24 protein-coding genes and 1 pseudogene are annotated in these 26,256 nt (G+C 46.1%); 13 read left to right on the top strand and 12 right to left on the bottom strand.

Annotated features, from left to right (window positions below; all coding sequences use genetic code 11):
- Positions 1-51: 51 nt before the first annotated feature.
- From QUA00_RS15135 to QUA00_RS15100, 8 genes are all read right to left on the bottom strand, one after another.
- Positions 52-936 carry a PhzF family phenazine biosynthesis protein gene (locus QUA00_RS15135; protein ID WP_333410131.1) on the bottom strand — a complete coding sequence of 295 codons (885 nt, stop codon included), beginning with the start codon at positions 934-936 and terminating at the stop codon, positions 52-54.
- Between the two features lie 79 nt (positions 937-1,015).
- Positions 1,016-2,629, bottom strand: a complete 1,614-nt coding sequence (locus QUA00_RS15130; RefSeq protein WP_333410118.1) for an anthranilate synthase component I family protein — start codon at positions 2,627-2,629, stop codon at positions 1,016-1,018.
- Between the two features lie 20 nt (positions 2,630-2,649).
- Complete coding sequence (locus tag QUA00_RS15125; RefSeq protein ID WP_333410117.1) at positions 2,650-3,510, bottom strand: GNAT family N-acetyltransferase; 861 nt, start codon at positions 3,508-3,510, stop codon at positions 2,650-2,652.
- Between the two features lie 162 nt (positions 3,511-3,672).
- Entirely contained in the window at positions 3,673-4,098 is a 426-nt protein-coding gene (locus tag QUA00_RS15120; protein ID WP_333106609.1) for a photosystem I reaction center subunit II PsaD, read from the bottom strand.
- 299 nt (positions 4,099-4,397) lie between these two features.
- Positions 4,398-4,898, bottom strand: coding sequence for a peptidoglycan-binding protein (locus QUA00_RS15115; RefSeq protein ID WP_333138365.1), 501 nt, complete (start codon positions 4,896-4,898; stop codon positions 4,398-4,400).
- Positions 4,899-5,321: 423 nt separating this feature from the next.
- Positions 5,322-7,310 (bottom strand): DICT sensory domain-containing protein, encoded by a 1,989-nt coding sequence (locus QUA00_RS15110; RefSeq protein ID WP_333410116.1) that lies wholly within the window; start codon positions 7,308-7,310, stop codon positions 5,322-5,324.
- Between the two features lie 474 nt (positions 7,311-7,784).
- The gene (locus QUA00_RS15105) at positions 7,785-8,096 is read right to left on the bottom strand and encodes a DUF2973 domain-containing protein (RefSeq protein WP_333106625.1); all 312 of its coding nucleotides are present in this window, start codon (positions 8,094-8,096) and stop codon (positions 7,785-7,787) included.
- A gap of 607 nt (positions 8,097-8,703) precedes the next feature.
- Positions 8,704-9,033 (bottom strand): DUF2605 domain-containing protein, encoded by a 330-nt coding sequence (locus QUA00_RS15100; RefSeq protein ID WP_333410115.1) that lies wholly within the window; start codon positions 9,031-9,033, stop codon positions 8,704-8,706.
- A 415-nt stretch (positions 9,034-9,448) separates the two neighbouring features.
- Here QUA00_RS15100 and QUA00_RS15095 point away from each other — a divergent pair, with 415 nt between their 5' ends.
- The 5 genes and pseudogenes from QUA00_RS15095 (at position 9,449) to QUA00_RS15075 (ending at position 14,102) form a co-directional block, all read left to right on the top strand.
- Positions 9,449-9,598, top strand: a complete 150-nt coding sequence (locus tag QUA00_RS15095) for a hypothetical protein (protein ID WP_333308607.1) — start codon at positions 9,449-9,451, stop codon at positions 9,596-9,598.
- Positions 9,591-11,420, top strand: a complete 1,830-nt coding sequence (gene thrS / locus QUA00_RS15090) for a threonine--tRNA ligase (protein ID WP_333410114.1) — start codon at positions 9,591-9,593, stop codon at positions 11,418-11,420. The genes QUA00_RS15095 and thrS overlap by 8 nt, the downstream gene beginning before the upstream one ends.
- Positions 11,421-11,529: 109 nt before the next feature.
- A pseudogene (locus QUA00_RS15085) lies at positions 11,530-12,320 on the top strand (DUF4058 family protein).
- Positions 12,321-12,352: 32 nt separating this feature from the next.
- Complete coding sequence (locus QUA00_RS15080; RefSeq protein ID WP_333410113.1) at positions 12,353-13,138, top strand: DUF4058 family protein; 786 nt, start codon at positions 12,353-12,355, stop codon at positions 13,136-13,138.
- Between the two features lie 151 nt (positions 13,139-13,289).
- Positions 13,290-14,102: a DUF4058 family protein gene (locus QUA00_RS15075; protein WP_333410112.1), complete on the top strand. Its 813-nt coding sequence runs from the start codon at positions 13,290-13,292 to the stop codon at positions 14,100-14,102.
- Here the strand turns inward: QUA00_RS15075 and QUA00_RS15070 are convergent.
- Both QUA00_RS15070 and QUA00_RS15065 read right to left on the bottom strand, forming a co-directional pair.
- Positions 14,099-15,034 carry a DUF1350 family protein gene (locus QUA00_RS15070; RefSeq protein WP_333138387.1) on the bottom strand — a complete coding sequence of 312 codons (936 nt, stop codon included), beginning with the start codon at positions 15,032-15,034 and terminating at the stop codon, positions 14,099-14,101. The two genes, QUA00_RS15075 and QUA00_RS15070, sit on opposite strands and share 4 nt — an antisense overlap.
- A 315-nt stretch (positions 15,035-15,349) precedes the next feature.
- On the bottom strand, positions 15,350-16,168 hold the full coding sequence (locus tag QUA00_RS15065) for a hypothetical protein (protein WP_333138388.1): 819 nt from the start codon (positions 16,166-16,168) through the stop codon (positions 15,350-15,352).
- Positions 16,169-16,602: 434 nt separating this feature from the next.
- Between QUA00_RS15065 and QUA00_RS15060 the strand changes: the two genes are divergently transcribed.
- The 8 genes from QUA00_RS15060 (at position 16,603) to QUA00_RS15025 (ending at position 22,308) form a co-directional block, all read left to right on the top strand.
- Entirely contained in the window at positions 16,603-16,821 is a 219-nt protein-coding gene (locus tag QUA00_RS15060; protein WP_333106650.1) for a DUF3285 domain-containing protein, read from the top strand.
- A 206-nt stretch (positions 16,822-17,027) separates the two neighbouring features.
- Complete coding sequence (ybeY, locus tag QUA00_RS15055) at positions 17,028-17,564, top strand: rRNA maturation RNase YbeY (protein WP_333138390.1); 537 nt, start codon at positions 17,028-17,030, stop codon at positions 17,562-17,564.
- Between the two features lie 161 nt (positions 17,565-17,725).
- Positions 17,726-18,238 carry a diacylglycerol kinase family protein gene (locus QUA00_RS15050; RefSeq protein ID WP_333138392.1) on the top strand — a complete coding sequence of 171 codons (513 nt, stop codon included), beginning with the start codon at positions 17,726-17,728 and terminating at the stop codon, positions 18,236-18,238.
- Between the two features lie 177 nt (positions 18,239-18,415).
- Entirely contained in the window at positions 18,416-19,003 is a 588-nt protein-coding gene (locus QUA00_RS15045) for an aminodeoxychorismate/anthranilate synthase component II (protein ID WP_333054712.1), read from the top strand.
- 701 nt (positions 19,004-19,704) lie between these two features.
- Positions 19,705-20,487 (top strand): MBL fold metallo-hydrolase, encoded by a 783-nt coding sequence (locus tag QUA00_RS15040; protein ID WP_333410111.1) that lies wholly within the window; start codon positions 19,705-19,707, stop codon positions 20,485-20,487.
- Between the two features lie 213 nt (positions 20,488-20,700).
- Positions 20,701-20,829, top strand: a complete 129-nt coding sequence (locus QUA00_RS15035; protein WP_333138397.1) for a hypothetical protein — start codon at positions 20,701-20,703, stop codon at positions 20,827-20,829.
- A gap of 629 nt (positions 20,830-21,458) precedes the next feature.
- Positions 21,459-22,088, top strand: coding sequence for a fasciclin domain-containing protein (locus QUA00_RS15030; RefSeq protein ID WP_333138399.1), 630 nt, complete (start codon positions 21,459-21,461; stop codon positions 22,086-22,088).
- 85 nt (positions 22,089-22,173) lie between these two features.
- Positions 22,174-22,308, top strand: coding sequence for a hypothetical protein (locus tag QUA00_RS15025; protein ID WP_333103346.1), 135 nt, complete (start codon positions 22,174-22,176; stop codon positions 22,306-22,308).
- Positions 22,309-22,461: 153 nt separating this feature from the next.
- On the opposite strand, the gene QUA00_RS15020 is transcribed toward QUA00_RS15025, so the two are convergent.
- Both QUA00_RS15020 and QUA00_RS15015 read right to left on the bottom strand, forming a co-directional pair.
- A complete protein-coding gene (locus QUA00_RS15020; RefSeq protein ID WP_333410110.1) occupies positions 22,462-23,379 on the bottom strand; it encodes a cobalamin-binding protein in 918 nt (305 codons plus the stop codon).
- A gap of 123 nt (positions 23,380-23,502) precedes the next feature.
- On the bottom strand, positions 23,503-26,214 hold the full coding sequence (locus QUA00_RS15015) for a glycosyltransferase family 39 protein (protein WP_333410109.1): 2,712 nt from the start codon (positions 26,212-26,214) through the stop codon (positions 23,503-23,505).
- Positions 26,215-26,256: the final 42 nt, after the last annotated feature.

Here is a 26,256-nt window from a genome sequence, read left to right as displayed (position 1 = left end):
GGCTGTACATATCTGCGTGCATCTGCGGTAAAAAAAATCCCATTAAATATTCTACACAAATTCTCCCTTAGCAACCATCACCACCTTACCACCCACCAAAACAGTTATTTCCTCTTCATTTTTGGCTGCTTGTAATAACAGCAAAGAAGGTCGATCGATTTCATAACCCTGCTCAACTCTCACATCAATCTTTGTTTCCCCATAATAATCATGTTCTACCAAATATCCAGCCAAACAGCCGTTAGCACTGCCAGTCGCCGGATCTTCGGGAATTCCTAATGAATGGGCAAAAACTCGCACGCTTAAATCATTAAGGTCGCTGTAAGTTTCTGGGCAAAATATCAAAATTTCTTTAGCTTCCATTGTATCAACTAGCTCAAAATATTTATCTAAGTTGACTTGAGCTTTTTTGAGCGATGCGAGAGTTTTTAATGGGACAATTATAAACGGCACTCCGGTCGAAACTTCTTGAATTGGGAATCTCAAATCAATTTCATCGGGTTCTAAATTCAGAACATTTGCCAGACTTGCGGCTGATAAAACTTGACCAAAACTAGGCGGGTTTTGTCGCATCCACAAAATATCTGCCGCTTCATTGTGATAATTAAAAGTAACGGGAATTTGACCGACGGCTAAATTGAGAATTACTCGATCGACCTTTTCGCGAATAATCTCTTGCTGCAACACAAACGCAGTGCCCAAAGTCGGATGACCGGCAAAGGGCAATTCCTTCTTGGGCGTGAATATCCGCACGTCATAGCCGCCATCTCGCGGATCGGGCGATCGAATAAACGTAGTTTCTGAATAATTGATTTCCCTCGCTATCTGTAGCATTTGAGCCTCAGATAGTTCGGCAACTCCTGCACCGCAAAATACAGCTAGTTGATTGCCAGCATATTTTGACTCCGCAAACACGTCAACTATATAAAAATTCACATTTCCCTCGTTCAACAGTAGTTTGTGTTTCTTGTTACCAGGCTCTGCCTGGTAACAGAGATCCAGAGGCTCCGCCTCGCTACTTCAAACAGCGAATTGCCTCCAACATTCCCCTGGCTTTATTCAGCGTTTCTTCGTACTCCATATCCGGGTTAGAATCAGCTACCAAACCAGCACCTGCTTGCACAGAAACCGAATGTTTATCGCCTCCTTGAGAGCGAACAACCATAGTCCGAATTGCGATCGCACTATTCAACTGTCCCTCAAAATCATAATACCCGTAAACCCCTGAATACGGCCCCCGGCGACAACCTTCCAACTCGTGCACAATCTCCATCGCCCGAATCTTCGGAGCACCGCTAACCGTACCCGCAGGAAAACCCGCTTTCAACAAATCCCAAGCTGTCTTATCCTGGGCCAATTCTCCCACCACATTGCTCACAATGTGCATGACGTGAGAATAACGCTCAATTTCCATTAACTCGTCAACTTTTACAGTACCGTTTCGGCAAACTCTTCCTAAATCGTTCCTACCCAAATCAACTAACATGACGTGTTCCGCAATTTCCTTCGGATCTTGCAGCAATTCAGCAGCCAAAGCATCATCTTCTTGAGGAGTTTTACCCCGGCGGCGAGTGCCGGCAATCGGTCGCAAAGTTGCTATCTTTTTGCCATCAGCAGTGTTTTCCGCCTTCACCATAATTTCGGGACTCGAACCGATAATCTGCCAATCTCTGAAATGAAAATAAGCCATGTACGGAGAAGGATTTATGAGACGCAAAGAGCGGTAAAGTGCAAAAGAATCGCCACTGTATTCAGCCTCTAGTCGCTGCGAAATAACTACTTGAAAAATATCTCCGGCTTTGATATAATCCTTCGCCTTTAAAACATTGGCACAATACTTTTCACGGGTAATATTGCTAGTGTAAGCCAATTCTGTATTTCCGGTTGTGGAACGGGCATCTTGCCCGTCCTTATCTCTTGTGGAACGGGCATCTTGCCCGTCCTTATCTCTTGTGGAACGGGCATCTTGCCCGTTATTGGGAGGTGTCCATTCTATGAGAGTAGATTGCCGGGAAAGCGGCGATTGCAGCTTCTGAACTAACTTGCCAACGCGATCGCACGCTTGCTGATAAGCCTGGGCAAAATCAACGCCAACCTCCCGCAAATCCGCATAGGCGACGACCCAAATTTTCCGCTTCACCTGGTCGAAAATCAGCAAATTATCAACCTGCATCCACAATCCATCCGGCAAATCATTCTCACTGGCTGGATGCACGGGAACTCGCGGTTCTATCCACTTAATTAACTCGTAACCCCAAAAACCAAATAACCCGCCAATTCCCGGCGGTAACTGCGGCAATTTCACCGGTTGATAAGACTCCAAACATTCAGTTAAAGCTACAAACGGATCGCCCGTAAATACTTTTTCGGAACCGTCACGGTAAACTTGAGTTGTGCGAGATCCCCTTGCCTCCAAAATCCACAACGGATCGCACCCTAAGAAACTATAACGCCCAAGTTTTTCCCCACCTTCGACAGACTCCAGCAGAAAACTGTAAGGTTGACCCGCACAAACCCGATACCACGCAGACACCGGCGTATCCAAATCAGCAACCCATTCTTGATACACGGGTACAAAATTGCCTTGTTTCGCCAGTTCCGAAAATTGTGAGAAATCGGGAAATATCATATACTAACTTCGCTATACAATCAATAAACAAAAGACGGAAACCAACATCCCTCCGGCGACCGATACTCGCCAACTGCCATCACCGCCATCGGCTTGAGGGCGCGCAGCCCCTCTTCCAAGCACCAGCGAAACAAACTTGGGTACCTCAGCGGCAAGTGAAAAGAAAGCAATTCTTCGGAATTGTACGCAGCAGCCCCCAAGAGCAAAGCCTGCATATCGGCTTCAGTTTCCGCGATGCTGTGGCTCAAAGCCGACACCGCACAAGTATAAGCCACAATCCGACCTTGTTTGCAAGCAACCCAAGGAGAAAAGAAAGTCAGGGCGTCTTCAATCTCCGAAGTTCGATCGCACCCGCACAGTTTTTCGCACAAAGCAGCACATTCACCAACATCCTCACTAGCCATCGGCCGCACCTCAAACCCATGCGGAGGCTGGCTGCGAAACTTCCCTTCCATTAACACGAAAGGTTCCTTCACCTCAAAACCCAAAGAAGCGTACAGCGACAGCGAGGCCATATTAAAAGATTCCTGAACCAAACGGATGCCCACAGCGTCCTGTCCCCGTTCCAGCAAAGCTTTCATGATTTCCCGTCCCGTGCCGCGGCCTTGAAAAGTTCGATCGACACTGACGGGCCCGATACCGCGAATCGGGTTGCGTTCGTCCATAAACCCGCAGCCGACAACCGCACCGGAACTCTCGGCTACTATGCCAAAAAACAACGGACTTTCGATCCGAAGACCAATAATTTCAGTTGAAAACTCCAGCGTCGGAAAATCTGTAGGGAATTGATGGCGATCGGAAATACATTTAAAAGCTTCATAATTAATGCGAGCGCAAACATCGATATCAGAAGGCTGCGCTCGCCTGATTGCGAGATTCATTTTTAATTTAACATTAACTTTTAATAAGATTAGAAGTTTGCAGTAGTATTTTGGCGCTGCGGGCTTAGCCTCCCGCGCCAGAATACTACTGCAAAAACAAGTTTACAAGCTGAGCCTTACAGGGAATATTACCTATGTTTTGCTCAGCCATGCACTCATCGTCTAAGGATCGAAAGTCTTCTTACCTGTGAACTTGAGCGTAGCCGGATTTGGATTGCTGCCAATATTGCGGTCAATCTTACCGTTGTAGGGACGACCTTCGTTCACCTTCTCAGGGAACACGCCATCCTTGGGATGCAGGTACTCAGTAGTACCGTCTGGAAACACGCGGTAAATTTTGTAGTTCGTGATTTTGAATTTAGCCCGCAGTTGCTGGCCGCCCAAAGCGATGCACTGCTCCTTCCGGGGCAGATGCAGCAAGTTGTCGCCTTGACGCATAATCGCAGCGCCACCCGTAGGCATTTCAAACACCTGCTCCTTGGGGCTAGTCCAAGTGATAGCGTACTTCTCTTCAACTAGCGCCTTGGTCAGCAAGCCGCCTGTGCTGCCGCCGAAGATTGGGGGTTGTCCAGTAAGTTGTTCGGCCATAGATATATCCAAAGGATTTTTACGGCATCGTATCATCGAGACTGCACGCTGTTCTCGAAATTGTAAGGAAAATTAACAGTTTTTTGGCGATCGATCTTTTCTGATAACTGATAATTAGTAATTAATAATTCATAATTGGTAATTTCCACCCAAGTTAGAAAACAAAATTAGGCAGCACGAATTCCGAAAAAATAATCAAAAAAAAACAGCAATTATTCTGGTGCTTGTGGGGCACCTGAATAATCGCACATTCCCCCAAATTACCCCCACACACGATCGCACAATTTACCGCGTCAACCCTAAGTCAAGAACGAATTAGGGTCATAGCCGCGCGGAATTTGGCTCAAAGCAGTCCAAGTTTCCTGATTGACAATCCCGTCAGCCTCAATCCCAAAGCTTTTTTGAAATGCGCGAACAGCTTTGTCCGTCAAAGTAGACAAGTCGCCGTCAACTTTACCGCCATAATGCTGGGAAATTTTGAGAACTTCCTGAACAGTAGCGACTGCTTGCCCAGAACTGCCCAATCTGAGTACCGGCATATTAACTGGAGCTCCAGTATAAAGCGCCTGCCAAGTCAGTGGCCCGACAATGCCGTCGGGCGACAAGAAAACCCGAAACTGAAACAGCTTCACAGAAAATTCAACGGCTTTGTTAAAAATTCCTTTAGCAGGCTGCCGGTAAAGGTGCAACTTGGTTAGCAGTTGTTCGAGTTCCAATACCGCTTTACCTTGAGAACCTAATTGCAGTTGTGGCTGTTTGGCCATAGGTTGAGTAGATTTCATCTGGGTTGTAGGTGACATAATCGATTTTGCTAACCTCTAGGTTTGAGTATTCTTCTGGAAAAAAACTTTTTCCGGGCCAAACATTTGCATTTTCAACTTTCCACGAATCAACACTGGCCTCGGCAGTGCCTCAACAGATTCGATCGACTTTTACCATGTCACGGCTTGTGCAGGGCAGACTTATACCAATTTAGATTTTAGATTTTAGATTTTAGATTCGGCAGGACTGATTACGATCGGGGTTTGCAGCTTACCTACAGTTGGATTCTTATTTTAAACTGCTATTAATTTTCGGCAGCGTCCCTAGGTATTCTGTCGCCAAACCGGGTTTAAGACGGTCAGCGCATCCTGAATCTGCTTTGATACTTTCTATTTTAAAGCTGAACACCGCTCCCGCCACATCACCTTTAAGAGTGATTAGTTAACTATTATCCATTGAGTCTAAACAGTGGGAATAGTAAAGTGAAATTCACTTCCTCGGTCTTTTCCTGCGGAATCTACCCAAATTTTACCGCCCCAGCCGGCAACAATCTGTTTGCAAATTGCCAATCCCAAACCGGTACCGCCGGCGCTGCGGCGCAAAGCTCCTTCTTCTTGATAAAATCGATCGAACACTACTTTTAAACTGTTCGCCTCTATTCCCCTCCCCGTATCGGCTACGAGCACTTCCACCATCCGAGAACCGTTGCATTTCGCTCTTATGGTCACGCTTCCTTGAGGTGTGGTGAATTTGCAAGCGTTGTCTAGCAGTTTGGAGAGAACCTCCACCAACCACTCTCCGTCAGCTTGCACTAAAGGCAATTCTGCGGACACTTCGGCGATAATTTCCGGTAACTGTCGATCGACCGTGCGCGATCGCACGCTGCTGAGGGCTAAATCCACGCATTCTTGCAGCGTCAGCGATTCTACATTCCATTGGACTCGCCCGCTTTCTAAGTGAGAAAGAGTTAAGAAATCCTGCACGAGTTTCCGCATTCGATCGGCATCGCCGAGGGCAGTTTCTAACATGATTTGCCGCAATTGGGCAGGCATATCTGGTTCCGAGTTCAAACTTTCCAAACACACTTGAATCGTAGAAAGTGGAGTGCGAAGTTCGTGTCCGGTGATGGCAATTAGATTGCTGCGAGTGCGGTCTAATGCTTCTAATTGTTGGTTTAGTTCTTCTAAATGAGCGTAGGTTTCTGCTTGAATTAATGCTGCTCCGAGTTGGGTGGCGATCGCCTCTACTAAAGCAATTTCGTCTTCTTCCCAAGCCAAAGTCGATCGGCACTGGTGCATTTCCACCATGCCCAAAACCCGCCCCTGATAAAGCACTGGCACCATTAACCAAGAGACAATTTGCCAATTTTTTACAATTTTTTCCAGGAATTGTGTATTGACAATCAGGGGGTGTTGTGCTGTGTCTTGGATGTAAACTCGCTCTTGCCGCGCCACCGCGTCGATCCATATTTGATTTTCCTGCAACAGCCAAGTCTGATCCAGCATGGAACTAGCGCCGGGAGCCAAAAACTCGCGATCGATTTTGACCGCCACATCTGCGGTCTTGCACCGATAAATCAAACATCGGCTTGCTGACAGGGCAGTGCCGAGTTCTTGAACTGCAACTTCGACGATTTCTTGTGGGTTGAGAGACTGCCGCATTGCCGTTGTAATTAAGTTTACCAGGCGTTCTTTGCGTTCCTGGGCGGCGATGGCGGCGTATGCTTTGAGCAGTTTGTGCTGGCCTGCTTGCAAGTAGGTGACTAAGCGTTCGGTAAAAGCATCGCTCAATTTTGGATTGGGAATTTTTGAGCTTTTTGCCGTACTTTTGTCGGGTTTGGCGGCTTTGGAAGTGGCGGATTTCCTCGTTTTTTTCGCTGTTTTGAGCTTGTAAGTAGTTCGCGCTCGATCGATCTTTTCGGCCAATTCCGGGCGATAATTGACAATTCTATCGAGCAACAATGCGGCCGCTTTGGAGCTGACCTCGCGATCGAACGTCCAAATTCCTTCAAATCTGCGAGCTTGATCCATCACCAGCGGCCCGCGATCGTCCTGGTCGTCGATCGGCACAATTTTTTCTTGACAAATCAGGCAAGTTGAGTAGTGTTCCCCCAGTACCACTAAGTGCCACTCTTTACTTAATCCGTCCTCCGGTGCAAACGCCACAGTTTCGTGACACTCCGAAGAATTTTTAAACTCAGTTTCCGGTGCTGCCAGCACATATACCTGAGAGGATCGTGAGGCAATTCGCCGGTAACGGTGAGCTTCCTGGCGGTAGAAGCGCTCTCGCTGAAAGCTTGCAATGACTAGGGGTTCGTCGTCGGAACCCGCCAAAACTAAGTCTTCCATAGCGTGAGACAGGGCTGTCATGGAAGATTTGAAATAAATTTGTGCCCGCAGTTGGGGCAAAGCTTGCAGAAGTTCTGCCAGTAGCGAAATAGGGACGATCATCTAGCTTTAAACGTGCATTTTTGCCGATGACAAAACAGGATCGATAGGAGGTTTAGAGCGATCCTTCTTCAGTATCTGATAGATTTACAGCACTTGGTAAGTAAAGTACAAAGAAATCGGTTTCGCTCTCCTGGGGTACCCCCGTGTTCGCCCAAATTCGCTCGGCCGTGCCCGCCAAGATTCCTAGTTTCCCTGTACTTGAGTGTCAAACTATCCTCGGTCTCTTGGATATCAGTGCCATAATTATCGCTTTTTGGCGATCGATCTGGTTAATCGGTAATTAAACTTTAAAAAAGCGCAAATAATTAGCCATTAGTTAAAAACTAACGACCAATTATTTTGACGACTGATCCCAAGAAACCCGGTTTTTACCCACCATCTATGAATAAACCGGGCTTCGGACACCTAGCGTGTAAGTCCTATATTTTTTTTGAGGCATCGCGCCTGAGTATAAATGCTGCGGCTGTGGTTGTATCAGGCTAGTTCGCCCCCTTCGTCGCTGCCGCCCGGAGATGATTTGTAGAGAGCATCTAATTGTTCGCGGGCGTCTTGGACAGTCAGCGAACGCATCACTAACAGCGGCTCATTGACAACATTTCCGTGTTCGTCTAAAAGTTCTGGATGTGGTACAGATTGAGAGCGAGGATAGGATGCGTAGGGATTATTTGCCCTGAACTGTTGAGGGCGCTGGGATTCCATACCAACGGTGACTAGACTGCGGATTAAGTTACCGACTGCCAGAAAGGCAAGAACGGTAAAAGCTAAAATATAAAGCAGGTGCAACATTATCTTCTCCTCCGGGCTAAACAGCCACACAGCAATTTACAAAAGTGTTTCAGCAAGTATTGACACTCCCGGCCGTAAACGCGGGGATTCTTGGTTCACTGACATACCTTTAAACTATTCATCCCTTCGGCAATATTTAAACCAAAAACCCGTCCAATTGAACGAAGCTTCGAGCCTAATTTGAATAGTCCCAGAGGGCTTGTCTCCCCAAGCGTTAAGGGCTCATTCCCTTTGTTCCCGTATGCCCTACGGTACATCTAACTACTAAGATTTTGAGTTTTCTGGTATGGGTGCGCGATGGCTACCCTAGCTATGTTTTTGTGGTTTTCGCCACCCACGAGACATTATTGTTTCTCAAGCGGGTCATTTTGGGGTTGGTTATCCATTCGATGCTCGCGGTTATTCTACCTGTATCTCTTTGTAGTATAGGGTACTATTTGGGAAACTTTTAGAACTTTTTGGAAATAAAGCCTTCCTAAAAGGACGGGGTTTTAAACCCAATTTTCTGATAACTTATTAACTGGAAATCTGTTTGAGGTTGTCAAGTCAGCCGCCACATTTCCCAAGATTGGGGATTTGACTGCAAGTTGAACTTGAACTCGCTTCCTTATTTTCCAGGGGGAGCTGACTGCAATGAGCGAAAGCGCGCCGATACTTGCCAGCATTCGGCGAGCAGTCTGTGCCACGGCATCAGTGCTGCTGTTTCAATCCCAACTTGACCTCCGGTTGCTTGAAATAGAGCTTTAGCCGCGCCTACTTCTTGCTGAGCCTGTTTGACTCGCGCCAGCAAGTCCGATTGATCTTCGTCGCTGAGAAAGGGAATTTCCTCAGTTTCTAAGAGCTTTGCCGATCGGTCGAACCAGTAAGTGAAATCCTCTAACAGCGGTTCCAGTAACGCTTTGAGCAATTCGGGCTCGGGCAAGTTGGAATTAAGCATGGATCAAAATTGGGTTATTTATCTATTATAGTCTTAGACGGTCTTTACAAATTGTAACATAATTTTAACAAAAATTCAAGGGTTTCACAACAATTAGTAGGTGGGTGTGAATAAATTTAACTGTGTCAGCAGCGATTTTTGAGTCGAAATCCCCAAATTGTGCAATATCGGCTCAGACTCGCTAGCAATAGCTCATAGCAGAAGGAAGTTCGGCAAGGGATTCGCTTTCTTCGGATGTAACGGATGTAACTGAGATGTTGCACCATTCTCAATAAGCTTTTTAGGAACAGGCAAGATGCCTGTTCCACAAGAAAATTCACTCTTTGTGGAACAGGCATCTTGCCTGTTCTTGACAATGGTGCAAGATGTGAGATGTAACGGATGAAAGGAAGAAGAAAGAAGGAAGAAAAAAACTATGCCCAATGCCCCATGCCCCATGCCCCATGCCCAGAATGACCTAATTTCCCGGAGTGTCCCCCAACCTGAAGTCGGCGCTTGCTGTCCCAATCTGAGTAATATAGAAGCAACTGCCACTAAATTAATTGCTAATTCAGCCGATGTCTAGCTCAGAATCCATGTCCCCTCCAGAAGAGTCCGTTAAGATTGAGTTGCCCCGCACGAGTGAGTCGGAATCACTAAAAAAAATTCGCCACACCACCTCCCACGTTATGGCGATGGCGGTGCAGAAGTTATTTCCCAAGGCGCAAGTGACCATTGGCCCTTGGATTGAAAACGGTTTCTATTATGACTTTGACACTCCCGAACCTTTTACGGAACAGGATTTAAAAGCCATTAAAAAAGAGATGATCAAAATCATCAACCGTAAATTGCCTGTAATTCGGGAAGAAGTCAGCCGCGAGGAAGCGGAACGCAGAATTAAGGAGATTAACGAACCTTACAAATTAGAAATTTTAGAAGGTTTGATCGAACCAATTACTCTTTACCATGTGGGCGAGGAATGGTGGGATTTGTGCGCCGGGCCTCACTTAGAAAATACCAGTGAGTTGAATCCAAAGGCGATCGAGCTAGAAAGTCTAGCAGGCGCGTACTGGCGCGGCGACGAAACCAAAGCTCAGTTACAGCGCATTTACGGCACTGCTTGGGAAACTCCCGAACAATTAGCAGCATACAAACACCGCAAAGAAGAAGCATTAAGGCGCGATCACCGCAAATTAGGCAAAGAATTAGGCTTATTTATCTTTGCCGATCCAGTTGGGCCGGGTTTGCCTTTGTGGACGCCGAAAGGCACTGTTTTGAGAAGTATTTTAGAAGATTACTTGAAACAAGAACAAATCAAGCGCGGCTATTTGCAAGTAGTGACTCCGCACATTGCCAGAGTCGATTTGTTCAAAATTTCTGGACACTGGCAGAAATACAAAGAAGATATGTTTCCGCTGATGGCGGAGGATGAGGAAGCGGCAGCAAACGAACAGGGTTTTGTGATGAAACCCATGAATTGCCCTTTTCACATTCAAATTTACAAAAGCGAATTGCGTTCCTATCGCGAATTGCCGATGCGGTTGGCGGAATTCGGCACAGTTTACCGCTACGAACAATCGGGAGAATTGGGCGGTTTAACGCGGGTGCGCGGCTTTACGGTGGATGACTCCCACTTATTTGTTACGCCGGAACAGTTGGATGCTGAATTCTTGAATGTGGTGGATTTGATTCTGTCAGTCTTCAAGAGTCTGCAACTGAAAAACTTTAAGGCGCGTTTGAGCTTCCGCGATCCGAACAATTTAGAGAAATACATCGGTTCCGATGAAGCTTGGGAAAAGGCTCAAGGTGCGATTCGCCGCGCGGTGGAAACTTTGGGAATGAATTATTTTGAGGGAATTGGGGAGGCGGCTTTTTACGGGCCGAAACTCGATTTCATTTTCCAAGATGTCTTGGATAGAGAATGGCAATTAGGAACTGTTCAGGTAGATTATAATTTGCCAGAACGTTTTGATTTGGAATACGTCGCTGAAGACGGTATTCGCAAGCGTCCGGTGATGATTCACCGCGCTCCTTTCGGTTCTTTGGAACGTTTGATCGGGATTTTGATCGAGCAGTATGCGGGCGATTTTCCGCTGTGGTTGGCGCCGATTCAGGTGCGGTTGTTGCCTGTCAGCGCAGAGTTTTTGCCGTTTGCGAAGGAAGTGGCGGCGAAGATGAAGGCGCTAAATATTCGCGCTGAAGCTGATGAGGATAGCGAGCGTTTGGGCAAGTTGATTCGCAATGCTGAGAAGGATAAAATTCCGGTGATGGGTGTTGTGGGTGCGAAGGAAGTTGAGGCGAATAGTTTGAATATTCGGACTCGTGCTTCTGGGGAGTTGGGGGCGATTTCGGTTGATGAAGTGATTGGGAGGTTGCAGGCGGCTATTAGTAGTTATGGCAATTTTTAGGTCATTTTAATCGCAGATGCACGCGGATTAACGCAGATGATATGTTGATATTGTCTGCGTTTTTTTAATTGAGCTGCTAAAATAGTAGTGGTAAACGGGAAGTACGCTCATGCCTAATCCATTTCCGGGGATGAATCCTTATTTAGAACATCCTGATTTTTGGCCAGAAGTCCATCATTTACTGATTAGTGTGATTAAGGAGTCGTTAACTCCGCAATTGCGCCCGAAATACCGCGTCGCTATTGAAAAGCGAATTTACGAAATCAAAGGTCAAAATTCTCTATTAGTAGCGATTCCTGATGTCTCTATCCAACAGAAACGCCTTCCCGCAAGTGCGATCGCATCTAATGCTGTCGCCGTCGCTTCCCGAACTGTGCAGCCTTTAAAAGTGAGAATCCCAGTGTCGGAAGAATTTAGGGAAGGATATTTAGAAGTAATCGATATGACAACCAAGGAAGTTGTCACGGTTCTTGAAGTGCTTTCGCCTGCAAATAAACGCCGGGGGAAGGTAGAGAAAAGTATGACAATAAGCGAAATAAAATATTTGATAGCAGTACCCATTTAGTCGAAATAGACTTGTTGCGAGGTGGGGAACCTTTGCCAGTTTTCGGACATTCCCATAAAAGCGACTGCAGCGTTTTAGTCAGCCGCAGCAATCAACGCCCGATCGCAGATTTATACTTATTTAACCTTCCCGATACAATTCCTGCATTTCCCTTGCCTTTGCGTCCCGAAGATGTAGAGCCGGTTCTGGATTTACAGGCGCTGATTAATCAAGTATACGATCGCGCAGGTTATGATTTTGAAATTGATTACACAGCCGATGCAGTGCCCCCGCTGTCAGAAACGGATGCTGTTTGGGCCGATTCTCTGTTGCGGGACAGAGGGTTAAGGGGATAATAGAAGTAGGTAAATTAACCGGAGCTAGATTAATGCCTAATCCGTTTCCAGGGATGAATCCTTATTTAGAAAGTCCTGAATTATGGCCTCAAGTACATCACTTGCTAATTAGTAGCATTTTTGAATCATTAGTGCCGCAGTTGCTGCCCAAATATATCGTCGATATTGAAAAAAGAGTTTATGAGCTTAGCGGGGACAATTCCCTATTAGTGGGGATTCCTGATGTCACTGTGCAGCGTTCTCCTAGTCCAACCAACCCTAATTCTTCTAATGTTGCAGTTGCCGCACCGCCTGTGACAGCTTTGAAAGTAAGACTGCCAGTACCTGTGGAATTTAGGGAAGCATATTTAGAGGTACGAGATACAGCAACTAGGGAAGTTGTGACAGTGATTGAAGTGCTGTCACCAGCCAATAAGCGCCCTGGAAAAGGGCGAGAAATGTATGAAGCAAAGCGAGAAAAGGTGTTTGGTAGTCGCACTCATCTGGTAGAGATTGACTTGCTGCGAAGTTACCAACCCATGTTAGTTTTTGATAACGATATTGAGGCAAGTTATCGAATTTTAGTGAGTCGCGGAAATCAAAGGCCTTTGGCGGATTTGTACCTTTTCAATTTACCGGATATGATTCCTCCGTTTCCCCTGCCTTTGCGCGCGGGTGATGCGGAACCAATTGTAGATTTACAAGCGTTATTAAATGGGGTTTACGATCGCGCAGCCTATGACTTTAGAATAGATTACACCGTCGCACCAGTTCCCCCACTGTCCGAAACTGATGCAGCTTGGGCCGATTCTCTGCTTCGGGAAAGAGAGTTAAGGTGATAATAGAAGTAGTAGTCTTGGACGCATCAAAACCTTGATAACCGGGTTTTTTGCGGTTTTTGCGGGCTATAAGGCGTCTTCTGGACAAAAACCCGGTTTCTGGCCACCCGTGCATAAGTCCTAAGTAGGTAAATCAACAGGAGTTAAATCAATGCCTAATCCGTTTCCAGGGATGAATCCTTATTTAGAAAGTCCTGACTTTTGGCCAGAAGTACATAATAGGTTGATAGTGGCGATCGCAGATGCTTTGGTTCCACAACTGATACCCAAATATCGAGTGGCGATTGAAAAGCGAATTTATGAAATCAAGGGGGAACAATCTCTGTTAGTCGGAATTCCCGATGTTTCTATCCAGCGCAATCCCATTCCCAGAAATCCAATTACATCGAATGTGGCTGTCGCTACACGAACTACCGCGCCTTTGAAAATCAGATTAGTGATGTCTGAGGAGGTGAGAGAAGGATATTTGGAGGTGATAGATATGGCCACTAAGGAAGTTGTGACGGTGATTGAGGTGCTTTCACCTGCTAATAAACGTCCGGGAAAAGGGCACGAAATGTATGAGGAAAAGCGGGATAAGGTGTTCGGTAGTCGCACTAATTTCGTGGAGATTGATTTGTTGCGGGGTTGGCAACCTCTCCCGGTTTTGGACAATGATATTGCAGCCCATTATCGGATTTTGGTGAGTCGGGGCAATCAAAGACCTTTTGCAGATTTATACTTATTTAATATACCAGATGCGATTCCCTGTTTTCCTTTGCCTTTGGGTGCAGGCGATGTGGAGCCTATTGTGGATTTACAGGCGTTGCTGAATACAGTGTACGATCGCGCCGCCTATGACATTACCCTCGATTATACGGCTGAGTTAGTCCCTGCGCTGTCCGAAACTGATGCTGTTTGGGCCGATTCTCTGTTGGAGGAGAGAGGATTGAAAGGGCGATCGCAAATAACAACCGATAGTTAAGCGCTTAACCGCTTTTTCAAAGCATCCAAAAAATGAACAGACCAATATTCAAGAAAGCGCCTTTTCAGGGGTTTGATGAATTTATCCCAAGGATTGAGGTCAACAATATAGTAACCGATTTGGACGCCAATCGGCTCTAAATGTTTGCCTTCTATTTCCTGGCTCAATAAAGGCAATTTTCTATTACTTAGCTGTTGTATGAGCCAAAGTACATCGCTGTTTTTTTGTTGTTCTGGACTTTTTTTGATATCATTGGTAGAACCAGCAATATCATCTCGATCGAAAGAAATTATTGCTGTTAAATTAAACAGAGAACTATTAGCAATAAAGCATTGAGTTTGTTCTCTGGTTGGTAGCACTCCTAAGCGGAATTTGTCTAACAGTTTTGCTAGCGATCGCACTGGAATAGCGCTCTCTGTATTGCTGATATCAGGAGCAATTAATAAGGACGGCTGGCCTTTAATTGAAGGTCTGTCGATGCCCAGATTTTCGATTAACCTTTGAATCCGTTCGTAGTCAGGGCGATCGCAGAATTTCTCCACAATGTTTGGATACCGATCGTCGCTTAAAAATTCTAAAAGAGCAATGTACTTGCATCCCAGACTGTGACCCACCCAAAAATAACTTGATGGTTCTTGATAAATTTCGCTTTCATAGCCTAATCTTTGAGCAATCTCGGTCAGTTCTGTTCTCAGAATCTCCTGTTCTTTTAATAACCCAATAGCGATCGGCCAGTGACGAAAAGTAAATCTAAACGGCAAAGCAACTACGGTATAACCTTCTTCAAACAACTGTTGTAAAAAATATCGATAAAACAAAGTTGGCAAACTACCAAAAAAAGTTCCACCAATAAATTGAACAACACCTTTGGGCTGCGGATGAACAGCCACCCAACTAAAAGAAACAGGCTGAAATTTAAATGAGTTCGACATTTGAATAAAGCTCACTGAGTGTATAAGTGGGGGTAATTAAACGTATAGCCTTTCTCAGAAAGATGAGGTACTCATGGGCATAGGGCATAGGGCATAGGGCATAGGCCTCCGTGGGCATAGGCCTCCGTGGGCATACCTCACTTTTTTGAGAACCGCTGTAATTAAACGTAAGGTGGGCATTGCCCACCCTACAGTTAAGCTGAAGTGCATTTAAATTGTAGAGTCAAATTTAAGAAAAGTCTTGTGGGGTGGGCGTCTCGCCCGCCCAAAAAATACAATTTAGATGCCCAACAGCTTACTTACCATTTAACAGTTCTAGCCGCGAGACATTCTGACAGGAATATCGAATTTATCCATCACTGTATTTAGCTCTTTCAAATTGACATCATTGGCATCGAGTTGGGCCAGCAGTTGCACGAGCATTTGAGCTTTTTCTGAATTGTCTGCTTCCAAAGTAGCCAAGTCCAAATTACCGTTGCGTAACTCTTCCAAAATTGGGCCAACAATTGGTAAATCGATGATAATTGGTTTACCTGGTTCAGGCGTAATCTCGTTCAAGCCTTTTCCACTGGCGATCGCTAATGTGTAATTAATTTGATCGAAGTCGGGTAAAGTTGGATTTTCGGATGGGAAATCGTTTGGCAAGAAAGTACCGCGAATTTCGGGATTCAATAACACCTTGACTGGTTTCTTGCTTTGGGGTTGAGGCTTTGGAAAGATGGAGCGCGCTGGCACAAATAGCGAGACATAGCCGCGCACTTCCAACAAACCTGGAGTCAGAGTTTTTGGCAGAATGGGCAACAATTGAACAGATGCAGTTTTGTGAGCGGGTATTGTAAAAAATGCGCGATATACCTTCGGTTTTCCTGGCTGCTGAGTCAGAGGTACCTCTATGTTAGTGCCTTCAACGTCAACAACTAAGAAAGCGTTGTTGAGCAAGATTTTATTAGGATTTGCCGGCACGGGTAAGCTGATGGTAAACTCAATCCGATATCGCAAGTCGATCGCTTCGAGATTGGAGATGGTGAGAAAGTATCCCTGAACGATTCGACGAGCCACTGGGATGAGTTGTGGAGGGATGCCCATCACAGGTGCGATCGGTGCAGCGAGGATTTCAAAGGTGGAAACTTCCATGTTTGTGTCCGAGTAATTTAACTTTTAGCTTGGGTTATTTAGCCGGAAAATTTTGTTTCTGTTTTTCCGTGGCTATATCTATGAATAACTGCCCGTCGCGGTTGGTTAACAGTCGCTTTTTCTGGTGACACTCATTTGAGTTAACTCAAATGAGTGTCGCTTGATTGTGCGACTTGACAATTTAAAAATTTTTGTTAAAGCGCACAGGAACACGGATCGGGAATTAAATTTATCCTTGTGTCTCTGAAGATGAAAAGAAAATATCGAATTGATTATCAGGGCGATCGCACATTAATCTGTTGGTATAATCCCCCTTTAATGGGCCCGGGGCGATCGAAAAGCTAAAAAATCCTACACAAAACGTTACATATTTGTTAACATCGGGACGAGCCTGTCCTCAACAGTCCCTCTCTTAACCTTCTAAACTAACCGTTATGAGTCAACCTCCCTCAGCAATTCCCGCCTCAGAAGAGTCCGCCGAAACCCCGACAGCACCGACAAACACTGCACCTCCACCGAGTTATGTCAAGCTGGCGATGCGGAACATGGTTCGCAAGCGGGCGACTTCTCTGTTTCATTTTGCCTTGACAGCGATCGGACTTTTAGGCGTACTCGTCGGTTTGGCTTTTCTCGATCGATATTTCAATTCTTAATCGGGGATTCTAACAATCAGCCTCTAATTTCTGCTGATGTTTTTCATATTTCTTAATCGGGAGTTAAGCTGATTGTTCTGCCTGCCTGTTGCAATCTCTAACAGATTACTGTATGTTGCCAGCAACAGCAAAATCCCCTGCCGTTCGATCGCGCAATTGGAATTTGTAAAAAAATTTAATATATCCCTTGACAGGAGAGCAAAAAAATGTTAATCGAGGTGAACGTCGAAGACTGTTACGGGCTCGCCCAGCAGTCAGCCGACGCTTCCAACCTCCCTGAGAGTGCAGCCAGCGGGGAGATTTTGGCCGAAACCTGGGAAAATTGGTTTAGCGTTTGGCTGGAAAACCAGGCGGCGGATGTGCCAGTGGCCCCGGGCTACGAAGTCAGTCTGCGTTTAACCGCCGATAGGGAGATGCAAGCCCTCAACCTCCAGTACCGCCAGCAAGATCGACCGACCGATGTACTAGCTTTCGCAGCTTTAGAGGTAGACTGTCCTCAGCTAGAGGAAATGCAGTCATCTGAACCCCTATACTTGGGTGATATCGTCATCTCGATCGATACAGCTAACCGACAAGCCCAGCAGCAAGGACATCCCCTGAAAACCGAACTAGCTTGGCTGGCAGCCCACGGTTTTCTGCATCTTTTGGGCTGGGATCACCCGGATGAAGAAAGTCTGACTCAAATGCTCGATCGACAGGAAACATTGCTGCGGGCGATCGGTCTTACGATCCAAACAGCATAACTGAAGTGGATGGTGATTTAACAAATCATGTCAAGCCCAACATAACTTTCTGAAATTAAACCAAAACTTTAGTAAAAACTTAGAAAAGTTACCTAGACTTGATGTAGTTAATTTGAAAAGTTTAGCCTTCATTCATCTCTGTAAATTAAAGTTGGTTCTTTATGACACTAGATAGACCCTCACTTTCATCACAAATCGCACAGTTTCTGCCCATGCCTCAAGACTCTTCTAGCCAGACAGTCCACGAGTCTAAAAAAGCCTTGAAATACAACCGAGATCTGTCCTGGAAAATCGCATCTAGCTTAGCTACGAGTTTTAGATACGCTTGGGGTGGTCTGAGTTATGCTTTTGAAACTCAGCGCAATTTTCGGATTCACACTGTTATTGGCACTTTGGCGATCGGACTCGGCCTATTTTTGCAACTGAAACCTGTAGAAATATCTGTGATCGGCGTCACCATTGGCATAGTTTTAGCAATGGAACTGTTGAATACGGCGATCGAATCGGTGGTAGACTTGACAGTCGGGCAATCTTACCACGAACTAGCCAAAATTGCCAAAGACTGCGGTGCGGGAGCGGTTCTGGTATCGGCAATGGCTGCTACGATCGTCGGTAGTGCACTTCTGCTTCCTCCCTTGTGGGCAGTCGTTCAAATTGCGATCGCCCGTCAGTAAATTATTGGCCTCAGCAAATTTTAGGTTTTAGATGACCAATGGGAGGTTTTTAGTTTTATTCGTCTATATTGCAACTATTTTTATCTTGGGCATCTATCTAAAATCTTAAAACCCTTGCTTTCAGGCAGCGAGTCAATCTAAAATCTAAAATCTCAAACCTAAAATCCAACTTAACCCGTGATTATAGTAATCGATAACTACGACAGTTTTACATACAATTTGGTACAGTATCTAGGAGAACTCGGTGCCCAGTTGCCGGTAGCAAGCGAAGTGCAAGTCTACCGCAACGACCAAATTTCCTTAGCAGAAATTCGCCAATTACAGCCTGCGGCAGTGGTGATTTCTCCAGGGCCGGGGCGGCCGGAAGATGCGGGAATTTCTCTGGAATTAATCAAAGAATTGGGGCCGACTCTACCAATTTTAGGCGTGTGCCTCGGACATCAAAGTATCGGTCAAGTATTCGGCGGCAAAATTGTTTCTGCACCCGTGTTGATGCACGGCAAAACTTCTCAGGTAGAACACGCAGGAGTCGGAGTTTTTCAGGGCGTCGAATCGCCGATGATTGCAACTCGCTATCACAGTTTGGTAATTGAAAAGCAGAGTTGTCCAGAAGTTTTGGAAATTACGGCTTGGGTTGAAGACGGAACTATTATGGGGGTGCGGCACCGGGAATATCCGCATATTGAAGGTGTGCAGTTTCACCCGGAAAGTATTTTGACGACTTCGGGGAAGCAATTATTGCGAAATTTCTTAGAAAGACTTTAGTTGAATTTCTCTGAATTTGTAGGGTTCGCTCTTATAGCACCTTACGGTGAGAGTAGGGTACACATTTTCGCACCTGAACCGCCCCAAAAAGGATACAAGCCCCCCACTCCTGTCGTGGTGAACCCCAAATTTTACACTCCTGTTCGAGATTCCAGATTCAATGCTGCCAGTAAATCTAAAATCTAAAATCTAAAATCTAAAATCGACTGACGGTGTTTTGTGGTATAACAACAAACGACCAACACCCGACAACTGCAACCACAAGGTCAGGAACTCAGGGAATCAACGCCACTGAGCTTGTAAGAAATTGCAAGCTGTTCTGACCAGACCCCTCTTTACAGAGGAGACGTTATTTAGGTCATGACACCGGAGAATGCGACGCTAGTTTTCCGCTCTGTCATCTGCAATTAAACAGTTTTAAAGTCACTGAAACAGTGTTGCAGGTCTAACAAGCCTTTATAACCAGGTCGAAGCGAACATTACCCCGAAAGGGAGGCTCCATAAGAGCAAACATTATGCGTACAGAGTTGCAAGGTTTGAGGCAGTAACTGTCCTGCCGAAAGTGCATTACAAAAGTACACCAAGTCCAGCAACTCCAAGGCGGTAATGGATACAGAAAGATTCAAGGCGATTGAAATCGCCGTGTCCTTTCCCTCTCAGGTCTTTCATACCCTGAGTTTCCCACTTACCGAGTGTTTTTGATGAAACGGCGACAATTAATACGTTACGCACAGACGGGTTTGCTAGCAGCTTTGTCCACTGGTTTGCCATCTGGATGGGAAAGCTATCAAGCTCAAACTACTAATTCCTTGTCGATTCAGTGGTTGGGCCACACTTGCTTCTTGTTCACCGGTGGCGGTGCGAGGGTGCTGGTGAATCCTTTTCGCCCCCTGGGCTGTACGGCAGGCTATCGCTCTCCTAAAGTGCCAACAGATTTGATTCTGATTAGCAGTCGGTTGCTCGATGAAGGGGCGATCGACGGATTTGCGGGCAATCCCGGCCTTTTGTACGAACCGGGGGCTTACAGGTCTAACGGACTGCGGATTCAAGGGATTCGGACGGAAAAAGACCGTGAGGGAGGACGGCGATTTGGGGTCAATGTGGCTTGGCTGTGGCAGCAAGCGGGCGTTAAGATTTTACACTTGGGCGGAGTTGCTGGCCCGATCGGCATTGAAGAACAAATCTTGATCGGGCGGCCCGATGTAGTGCTGATTCCCGTGGGCGGCGGGCCGAAAGCTTACACTCCGGCGGAAGCGAAGCAAACTTTGCAACTTCTTAAACCAAAGATGGTGATTCCGACACATTTCAAAACCCAAGCCGCCGATGCTGCTGCGTGCGATTTGGTGCCGCTAGATGAATTCTTGGCGCTGATGGATGGTACGCCGGTGCGCCGATTGAATAATGACACGATTTCGATCAAATCTGGTGACTTACCCCAAACTGGTTCGGTGATTGAGGTTTTGAGTTACAGATTTAGCGGTTGATGCCAGATTTTTTAGGTTGCGTTATATTAAGGAAGTTTTGTTCGATATGGGATGCAAGAGAATTTTCTCTCTACCTTAGCCTCTAGCAACCTTGCTTTTTGTCGATATTTGGCTAACATAACAATTCATGTTCACGGTTTTATATCATCGGAAAATTTGGGTAGAAACCCCGTCCTTCTAGGACGGCTTTACAAATTTTTCACTATAATTAAAGTGGTCGTTGACCCACCCGCGACGATGGATCAGACAGCCTATACGAGCGAAGTCCAGCAAACAACTGGCGGCGCAGACAAATCGGTAGACCGGGAAAAGCACTATTGGGCAATGGTACAACATCCCTGAGTGACGCAAACAAACAGAAATCTTGAGATTTCTCGATACATAAGAACCGCTGGGCTAGCGGGGATAGTCTGTGGAGCGACCGTAAGACCATAAACTCCTTGAGGGTGGAGGCAGGTGCAATGAAGCAGAAACCCAAGTAGTGATGCTTGGGAATCACCGTGGCTTTAGCCCGGTGAGGATGTCAAAAGGAAATGCAAGCGCAGTCAGCAACCCAGCCCTAAAGGGACTGAGCTTGGTCGCGAGAAATCTCTCCCAAGCTGTGCTGACCAGACCCCTCGTAAGAGGAGCCGTTATTTGAGTCGCGACACCGGGCGAATGCGTAGCTAGTTCCCCGCTCTGTCGCTCGTGATTAAACAGTTCCAAGGTCACTGGAACAGTGTTGCGAGCCCGCGCAAGCTCTTATAACAAGGTCGAAGCTAACATTACCCCGTAAGGGAGGCTCGAAAGAGCAAACATTATGGGTACAGGATCGTGAGGTTTGAAGTGGTAATTGTCGATCGTAAAAGTACATCACATTCATTACATCGAATCAAACGATCCCCCTGTAATGTTCAAGGCGGTTGAAACCGCTGATCGTTTTCCTCTCAGCGCTATGCAGCGACTGAGTTTCCCACTTACCGACAGGTTTTATGACAAATCAAAATTTACCTAGCTGGATCAAACAACTGACAGGTTTCGCAGGAGTAATCGGCGCTAGCGCGTTGATTGGTTTCCCGGCTTGGGCTCACATCACCTCCAATACCAATGTTGCTAATGCAACTCAAACTCAACAAGTTGCAGGAAATGTGAAAACCGCTGCTTCACCGGCACCAACTGGCACTTCACAGGCACCAACTGCTGCTGCTAAGGATATTGTTGCTATTGCATCGGGCGACCCTCAATTCAAGACGCTGACAAAGGCTTTGGGAGCAGCAGACTTGGTTGCAACTTTACAAAGAAAAGGCCCTTTCACTGTTTTTGCTCCGACTGACGCGGCATTTGCTGCTTTGCCAGAAGGAACTGTGGAGAATTTGCTCAAACCGGAAAACAAAGCCCAACTTACTAAGATTTTAGCTTACCACGTTGTTCCTGGTTCGGTTTTATCTACTAGCCTAAAATCCGGCGATGTTAAAAGTGTGGAAGGCAGCGCGCTGAAGGTTGGAGTTAACGCAGGCAAAGTTACTGTCAGCGGCGGTAATGTTGTGAAAGCTGATATCAAAGCTAGCAACGGCGTGATTCACGTAATTGACAAGGTTTTGATGCCCCCTGATGCCAAATAGGACTAGCGTTTTTTGCATCAATTGATGTCAGATTCGGTTAAATGAAAGCGAAGTAAGGACACAACATTGTTGTGTCCTTATTTGTGTGGCAGGCAATTCAGAATTAGAGCAGAAGGAAGAAGGAAGTTCGGCAACGGATTCTGTAACGGATGTAACGGATGTAACGGATGTCAGGAAGAAGGAAGAAAATCAATCGTTTCAGCCATTAACAACGTCCTAACCGTCTTGGCGGTTGCTATAATATATAGCAATTTTTGCAGGAATCGTAAATTTTTTACCCCACCCCAACCCTCCCCTTATCAAGGGGAGGGAGTAAGAAGTTCACAAATGATTTAGGATTGCTATATATAAAGCTTTAGCTAGCTGCGGGTATTTACAAAAAAGGCTGCCAACCCTTACCCCGATGGCCAAAATTGAAGATTTCGGGATGGAGAATTTCTGCTAAAATTTCTAACGAATCAACCAATCTCGGCCCCGGCCGATTAAAGTAAGAATTGCCGTCAGTTAGGTAAACTTTCCCCGTTTTTACTGCTTGCAAATTAGGCCATTCTGCGTATTTAGTTATCTGCATTGCTTCGCTGCGAGTGCGGCTTAAATCAAAGCCGCAAGGCATGAAAATAATTACATCGGGATTAGCTTCTACTAGCGATTCCCATTTTAACCAAGGGGAATGTTCGCCGACAATTCCAAATAGCGAATTGCCTCCCCCCATTGCCACTAATTCGGGAATCCAGTTACCCGCAGCCATCAAAGGTTCAATCCACTCGATGCAAGCTACTTTGGGTTTAACGGTTAATATTTTGGTTTTTAAGATAATAGCATCGATGCGGGATTGCAAAAGGTCGATCGCGCTTTTGCCATCTACGCCCAAAGCAGCAGCCACTCGCTGAATATCCGTCCAGATTTCTGATAGCAGATTCGGCTGCAAAGAAATAATTTCCGGCTTGCTATTTACCAGGGTGCTTACTGCTTGTTCAACATCTGCTAGAGAACAAGCGCAGACTTCACATTGAGCTTGAGTAATAATGTGAGTCGGCTGCAATTTTTCCAAAGTATCTATTTCTACTTTATAGACACTCAGCGCATTTTGCAACAATTCTGTCACGCGGTTGTGAATTTCGCTGCTAGTTCCTTCGGGATTGAATTTAGGCTGAGTGCAAACAGGTAAATTTTGGATTTCTGGGGGATAGTCGCATTCGTGGGAACGGCCCACAATTGCATCGGTTAATCCTAAAAGTGCTACAATTTCGGTGGCGCTGGGAATTAGAGAGATTATTCTTGGTTGGTTCATTGGTTTTCTGTTTTTTACCGATTCGGAAGCACAGGCTTTACAGATTTATCAGCACAGGCGTTACAGATTTAGAAGCACAGGCGAAGCACAGGCGGGACGCCCGTGCCACAGTAAAAGGGATTGTTAAATTTTTAGTTTTTTTAAGTATTGCAAATCTTGCCATGCTTGGATGAGATTACCTTGCATTAGTTGCGCTACACCGTTTAAAATTCTAATTTCCGGTAGGTTGGAGTTGAGAGCGATAGCAGGTTTTAAGGCTGTTTGAGCGGCTTTGGGATGCCAGCCGTACAGGTGTACGAAAGCGAGATAGGCGTAAGCGTAAGGGTTTTTTGAGTCGAGTTGAGTGACTTTTTCTAAGGCTGCGATCGCACTTTTGACATTCTGCTGCAATACTCGCGAAAATGCCAAAGCATAAGCCAATTCTAGATTATTTGGTTCCTGTTTCAACCGATATTCTAACGCTTGTTCCGCTTGCACGGTATAATCTTGAATTGGATCGTACTGATTGATGCGCCCAATCTGCTCGAACACAGGTTCTAAACCGGGCAATCCTTTGGGTAAATTAACCGCCATCGCCCGCAATTGAGTCACCAAATCTAACTCAGGCTTATCTGTATTATTCTCGTTTCCAGGCGCTTTATCCTCGTTCCCAGGCTCTGCCTGAGAACGCATATCCAGAGGCTGTGCCTCGATTTTAACACTCACTGCAGGCACATTAATCGGATAAGTTTCCCCAGTTTTCCGATTTAGATAAGTAGCTTGCAGATTGTAAGTTCCCGGTGCAATATTAGCAGGAGGAAGCATCGCCGTGCGATCGACAACTCGAAACCCCACAGCAAATTTGTCCGCTTCCAGCATCCCCGGATGCAGAGTCGCCTGGGCGATCGCGCGATCGTGTAAAATCCTGAAAGTCTGTCCCGGTGGAATATCGCCAGACTGCTGATTTTGCCACGTTACCAACACTAAACCAGACTGCAACTGCTGCCAAGGCCCAGACCAAGTATAAGTAACCGGCAGCGCGACTCCGGGAACTGCTTTTCCCCCGACAGTAACTCGATCTAATTGTACTTGCGATCGCCCTTCATTCAACGGCTGTATTTCGACAGGCTGCACTCGCTTGCGATAAAGATTTAAATTAGTATAATCTGGCAAAATCCAAGTTTTATCTAAGTCAAATTTATCCCCTTTTTCAATCGCGGTTACGGCTGCATTTTGAGCTTGTTTAATTTTTTCGCGGATCGAACCTTGCGGGCCAGTTTTAGTTACGAACCAAGAGAGCGATCGCACATCTTGCGGCACTTCTTTTAAATTCGTTCCAACCTGCCGCCCGTAAACCTGAAAATTCGCCAAAGCACCGTAAAAATTCAAATTATGCTGGTTAATTTCCGGCGTAGAAGGCAACACGCCTAAAGTAGATTGCAAATAAGGTTCCCTATCAATAATTTCTGCAATTACCTCTCGGTGCGGCCACTCTTTCCCCAAGTAAGGATAGTTAGAATTGCCGGGACTGATAATTTGGACTAAGCTATGTCCAAAAGCACCTCCCAGCGGCCACATATGGAACAGCATCGCCAGAATTGCCAAGCCAATTGTACCCCAGTGAATTTGCCGTCCCCACCGAGAAGGCCAAAGCGTTAAACAATATGCTAAGAAAATAGATAAAACTGGCAAATAAGGTATCACATATCGGTCATCTTTGTTGATATTTAGAGAATTAATTAAATAAGCTCCTCCCCAGAAAACAGCCAGCCAGCGACAGGAGTTGAGATGCAAAATTGACGAACTATCTTGCCGGCGACGCCAATAAAGTATCAATCCTACTAAGGGAATAAGTAACAGAGGCCAAGAAATCTGTTCGGGTAAGTGTTGACCGTAGTAAATCCAAGCGTCGATCGTATTGAGGGCCGGATCTCCTTCGGCGATCGCAGAATCCAGCGTAGCCCGTTTTCCCCCGGTCAAAATTAACAGCCAATTGGTTTTCGCCCAGGGCCCAAACACCGCCACCGACAGCAACAAAGCACCAGTTAATTGACCTAATCTCCCCCAAGCTTTTTGGCGCACAGCACCCACAGCCAACCACACAATCGGGGTAAACAGAAATAATACAGTCGTGTGTTTAACTAATATTGATAAGCCGAGAGAAATTCCAAAGGCGATCGCCCAAAAGAAAGACGACGGGGAGAGGGGGAGAGTGGGGGAGGGGGAGAGAGAGGAACTGGAAGAGGGGAAGAATTTATACTTTTTATTCGTTCGTTCTTTCAACTGAGTTCTATCGGTTACATCCGTTACATCCGTTACAGAATCCGTTGCCGAACTTCTTCCCTCAGAAGCCTTCCACATTGTCAGACAATAGAAAGCCAAAGTAATCGCCGCAGTGAGGGGATAGTCGAGTAAAAATTGCAAGCGGAACCGATAAAGTCCGGGTAACAAAACGCAAATTGCAGCGGCCCACAAACCGACTTGCCGGTTAAATAATTGGACGCCCAGACTGTAAACTGAAGCGAGGAGAATTGCACTAAATAATAAATGAACGAGGGTTGCCCGATCGCCCCCGGTACCAAAAACCTGAAGAAACGGAACCGTTAAAATGTATGCCAAGGGCGGAATTTTCGTCGAAAGCAGCCAGAAGTTTGTCCACCACTCCCCGGAAAACCACTGAGGATGCTGCAACGCCTGCAAGTAATTCAGGGTGCTAGTCAGGTATTCTGCTTGATCCCACGCCGGGACAGATCGATCGAGAGCAAACCAGAGGCGATCGCTAATTGCCCCCAGCAGCCAAATTATGCCTAAGACAAGCAGACTCTTGCCCTCGCTGTCCCGATGTTGCTGTGCCATTGCGATTCTTGGATTTTAGGTTGCAGCTTTTAGCTTACAGGG

Origin of the sequence: Microcoleus sp. T2B6, assembly GCF_036700475.1 — a bacterium.
In the GTDB taxonomy this organism is placed as follows: Bacteria; Cyanobacteriota; Cyanobacteriia; order Cyanobacteriales; family Microcoleaceae; genus Microcoleus.
This window is presented reverse-complemented; position numbering and strand designations above follow the sequence as displayed.

Bases quoted from the DNA above. Each gene is read 5' to 3' on its own strand.
- thrS (WP_333410114.1), top strand. From the start codon at position 9,591: ATGTCTAGCTCAGAATCCATGTCCCCTCCAGAAGAGTCCGTTAAGATT.
- QUA00_RS15050 (WP_333138392.1), top strand. From the start codon at position 17,726: ATGACACTAGATAGACCCTCACTTTCATCACAAATCGCACAGTTTCTG.
- QUA00_RS15030 (WP_333138399.1), top strand. From the start codon at position 21,459: ATGACAAATCAAAATTTACCTAGCTGGATCAAACAACTGACAGGTTTC.
- QUA00_RS15105 (WP_333106625.1), bottom strand. From the start codon at position 8,096: ATGTTGCACCTGCTTTATATTTTAGCTTTTACCGTTCTTGCCTTTCTG.
- QUA00_RS15020 (WP_333410110.1), bottom strand. From the start codon at position 23,379: ATGAACCAACCAAGAATAATCTCTCTAATTCCCAGCGCCACCGAAATT.
- QUA00_RS15015 (WP_333410109.1), bottom strand. From the start codon at position 26,214: ATGGCACAGCAACATCGGGACAGCGAGGGCAAGAGTCTGCTTGTCTTA.
- QUA00_RS15080 (WP_333410113.1), top strand. From the start codon at position 12,353: ATGCCTAATCCGTTTCCAGGGATGAATCCTTATTTAGAAAGTCCTGAA.
- QUA00_RS15060 (WP_333106650.1), top strand. From the start codon at position 16,603: ATGAGTCAACCTCCCTCAGCAATTCCCGCCTCAGAAGAGTCCGCCGAA.
- QUA00_RS15075 (WP_333410112.1), top strand. From the start codon at position 13,290: ATGCCTAATCCGTTTCCAGGGATGAATCCTTATTTAGAAAGTCCTGAC.
- QUA00_RS15095 (WP_333308607.1), top strand. From the start codon at position 9,449: ATGCCCAATGCCCCATGCCCCATGCCCCATGCCCAGAATGACCTAATT.
- QUA00_RS15070 (WP_333138387.1), bottom strand. From the start codon at position 15,034: ATGTCGAACTCATTTAAATTTCAGCCTGTTTCTTTTAGTTGGGTGGCT.
- QUA00_RS15120 (WP_333106609.1), bottom strand. From the start codon at position 4,098: ATGGCCGAACAACTTACTGGACAACCCCCAATCTTCGGCGGCAGCACA.
- QUA00_RS15040 (WP_333410111.1), top strand. From the start codon at position 19,705: ATGAAACGGCGACAATTAATACGTTACGCACAGACGGGTTTGCTAGCA.
- QUA00_RS15115 (WP_333138365.1), bottom strand. From the start codon at position 4,898: ATGTCACCTACAACCCAGATGAAATCTACTCAACCTATGGCCAAACAG.
- QUA00_RS15130 (WP_333410118.1), bottom strand. From the start codon at position 2,629: ATGATATTTCCCGATTTCTCACAATTTTCGGAACTGGCGAAACAAGGC.
- QUA00_RS15065 (WP_333138388.1), bottom strand. From the start codon at position 16,168: ATGGAAGTTTCCACCTTTGAAATCCTCGCTGCACCGATCGCACCTGTG.
- QUA00_RS15100 (WP_333410115.1), bottom strand. From the start codon at position 9,033: ATGCTTAATTCCAACTTGCCCGAGCCCGAATTGCTCAAAGCGTTACTG.
- ybeY (WP_333138390.1), top strand. From the start codon at position 17,028: ATGTTAATCGAGGTGAACGTCGAAGACTGTTACGGGCTCGCCCAGCAG.
- QUA00_RS15110 (WP_333410116.1), bottom strand. From the start codon at position 7,310: ATGATCGTCCCTATTTCGCTACTGGCAGAACTTCTGCAAGCTTTGCCC.
- QUA00_RS15125 (WP_333410117.1), bottom strand. From the start codon at position 3,510: ATGAATCTCGCAATCAGGCGAGCGCAGCCTTCTGATATCGATGTTTGC.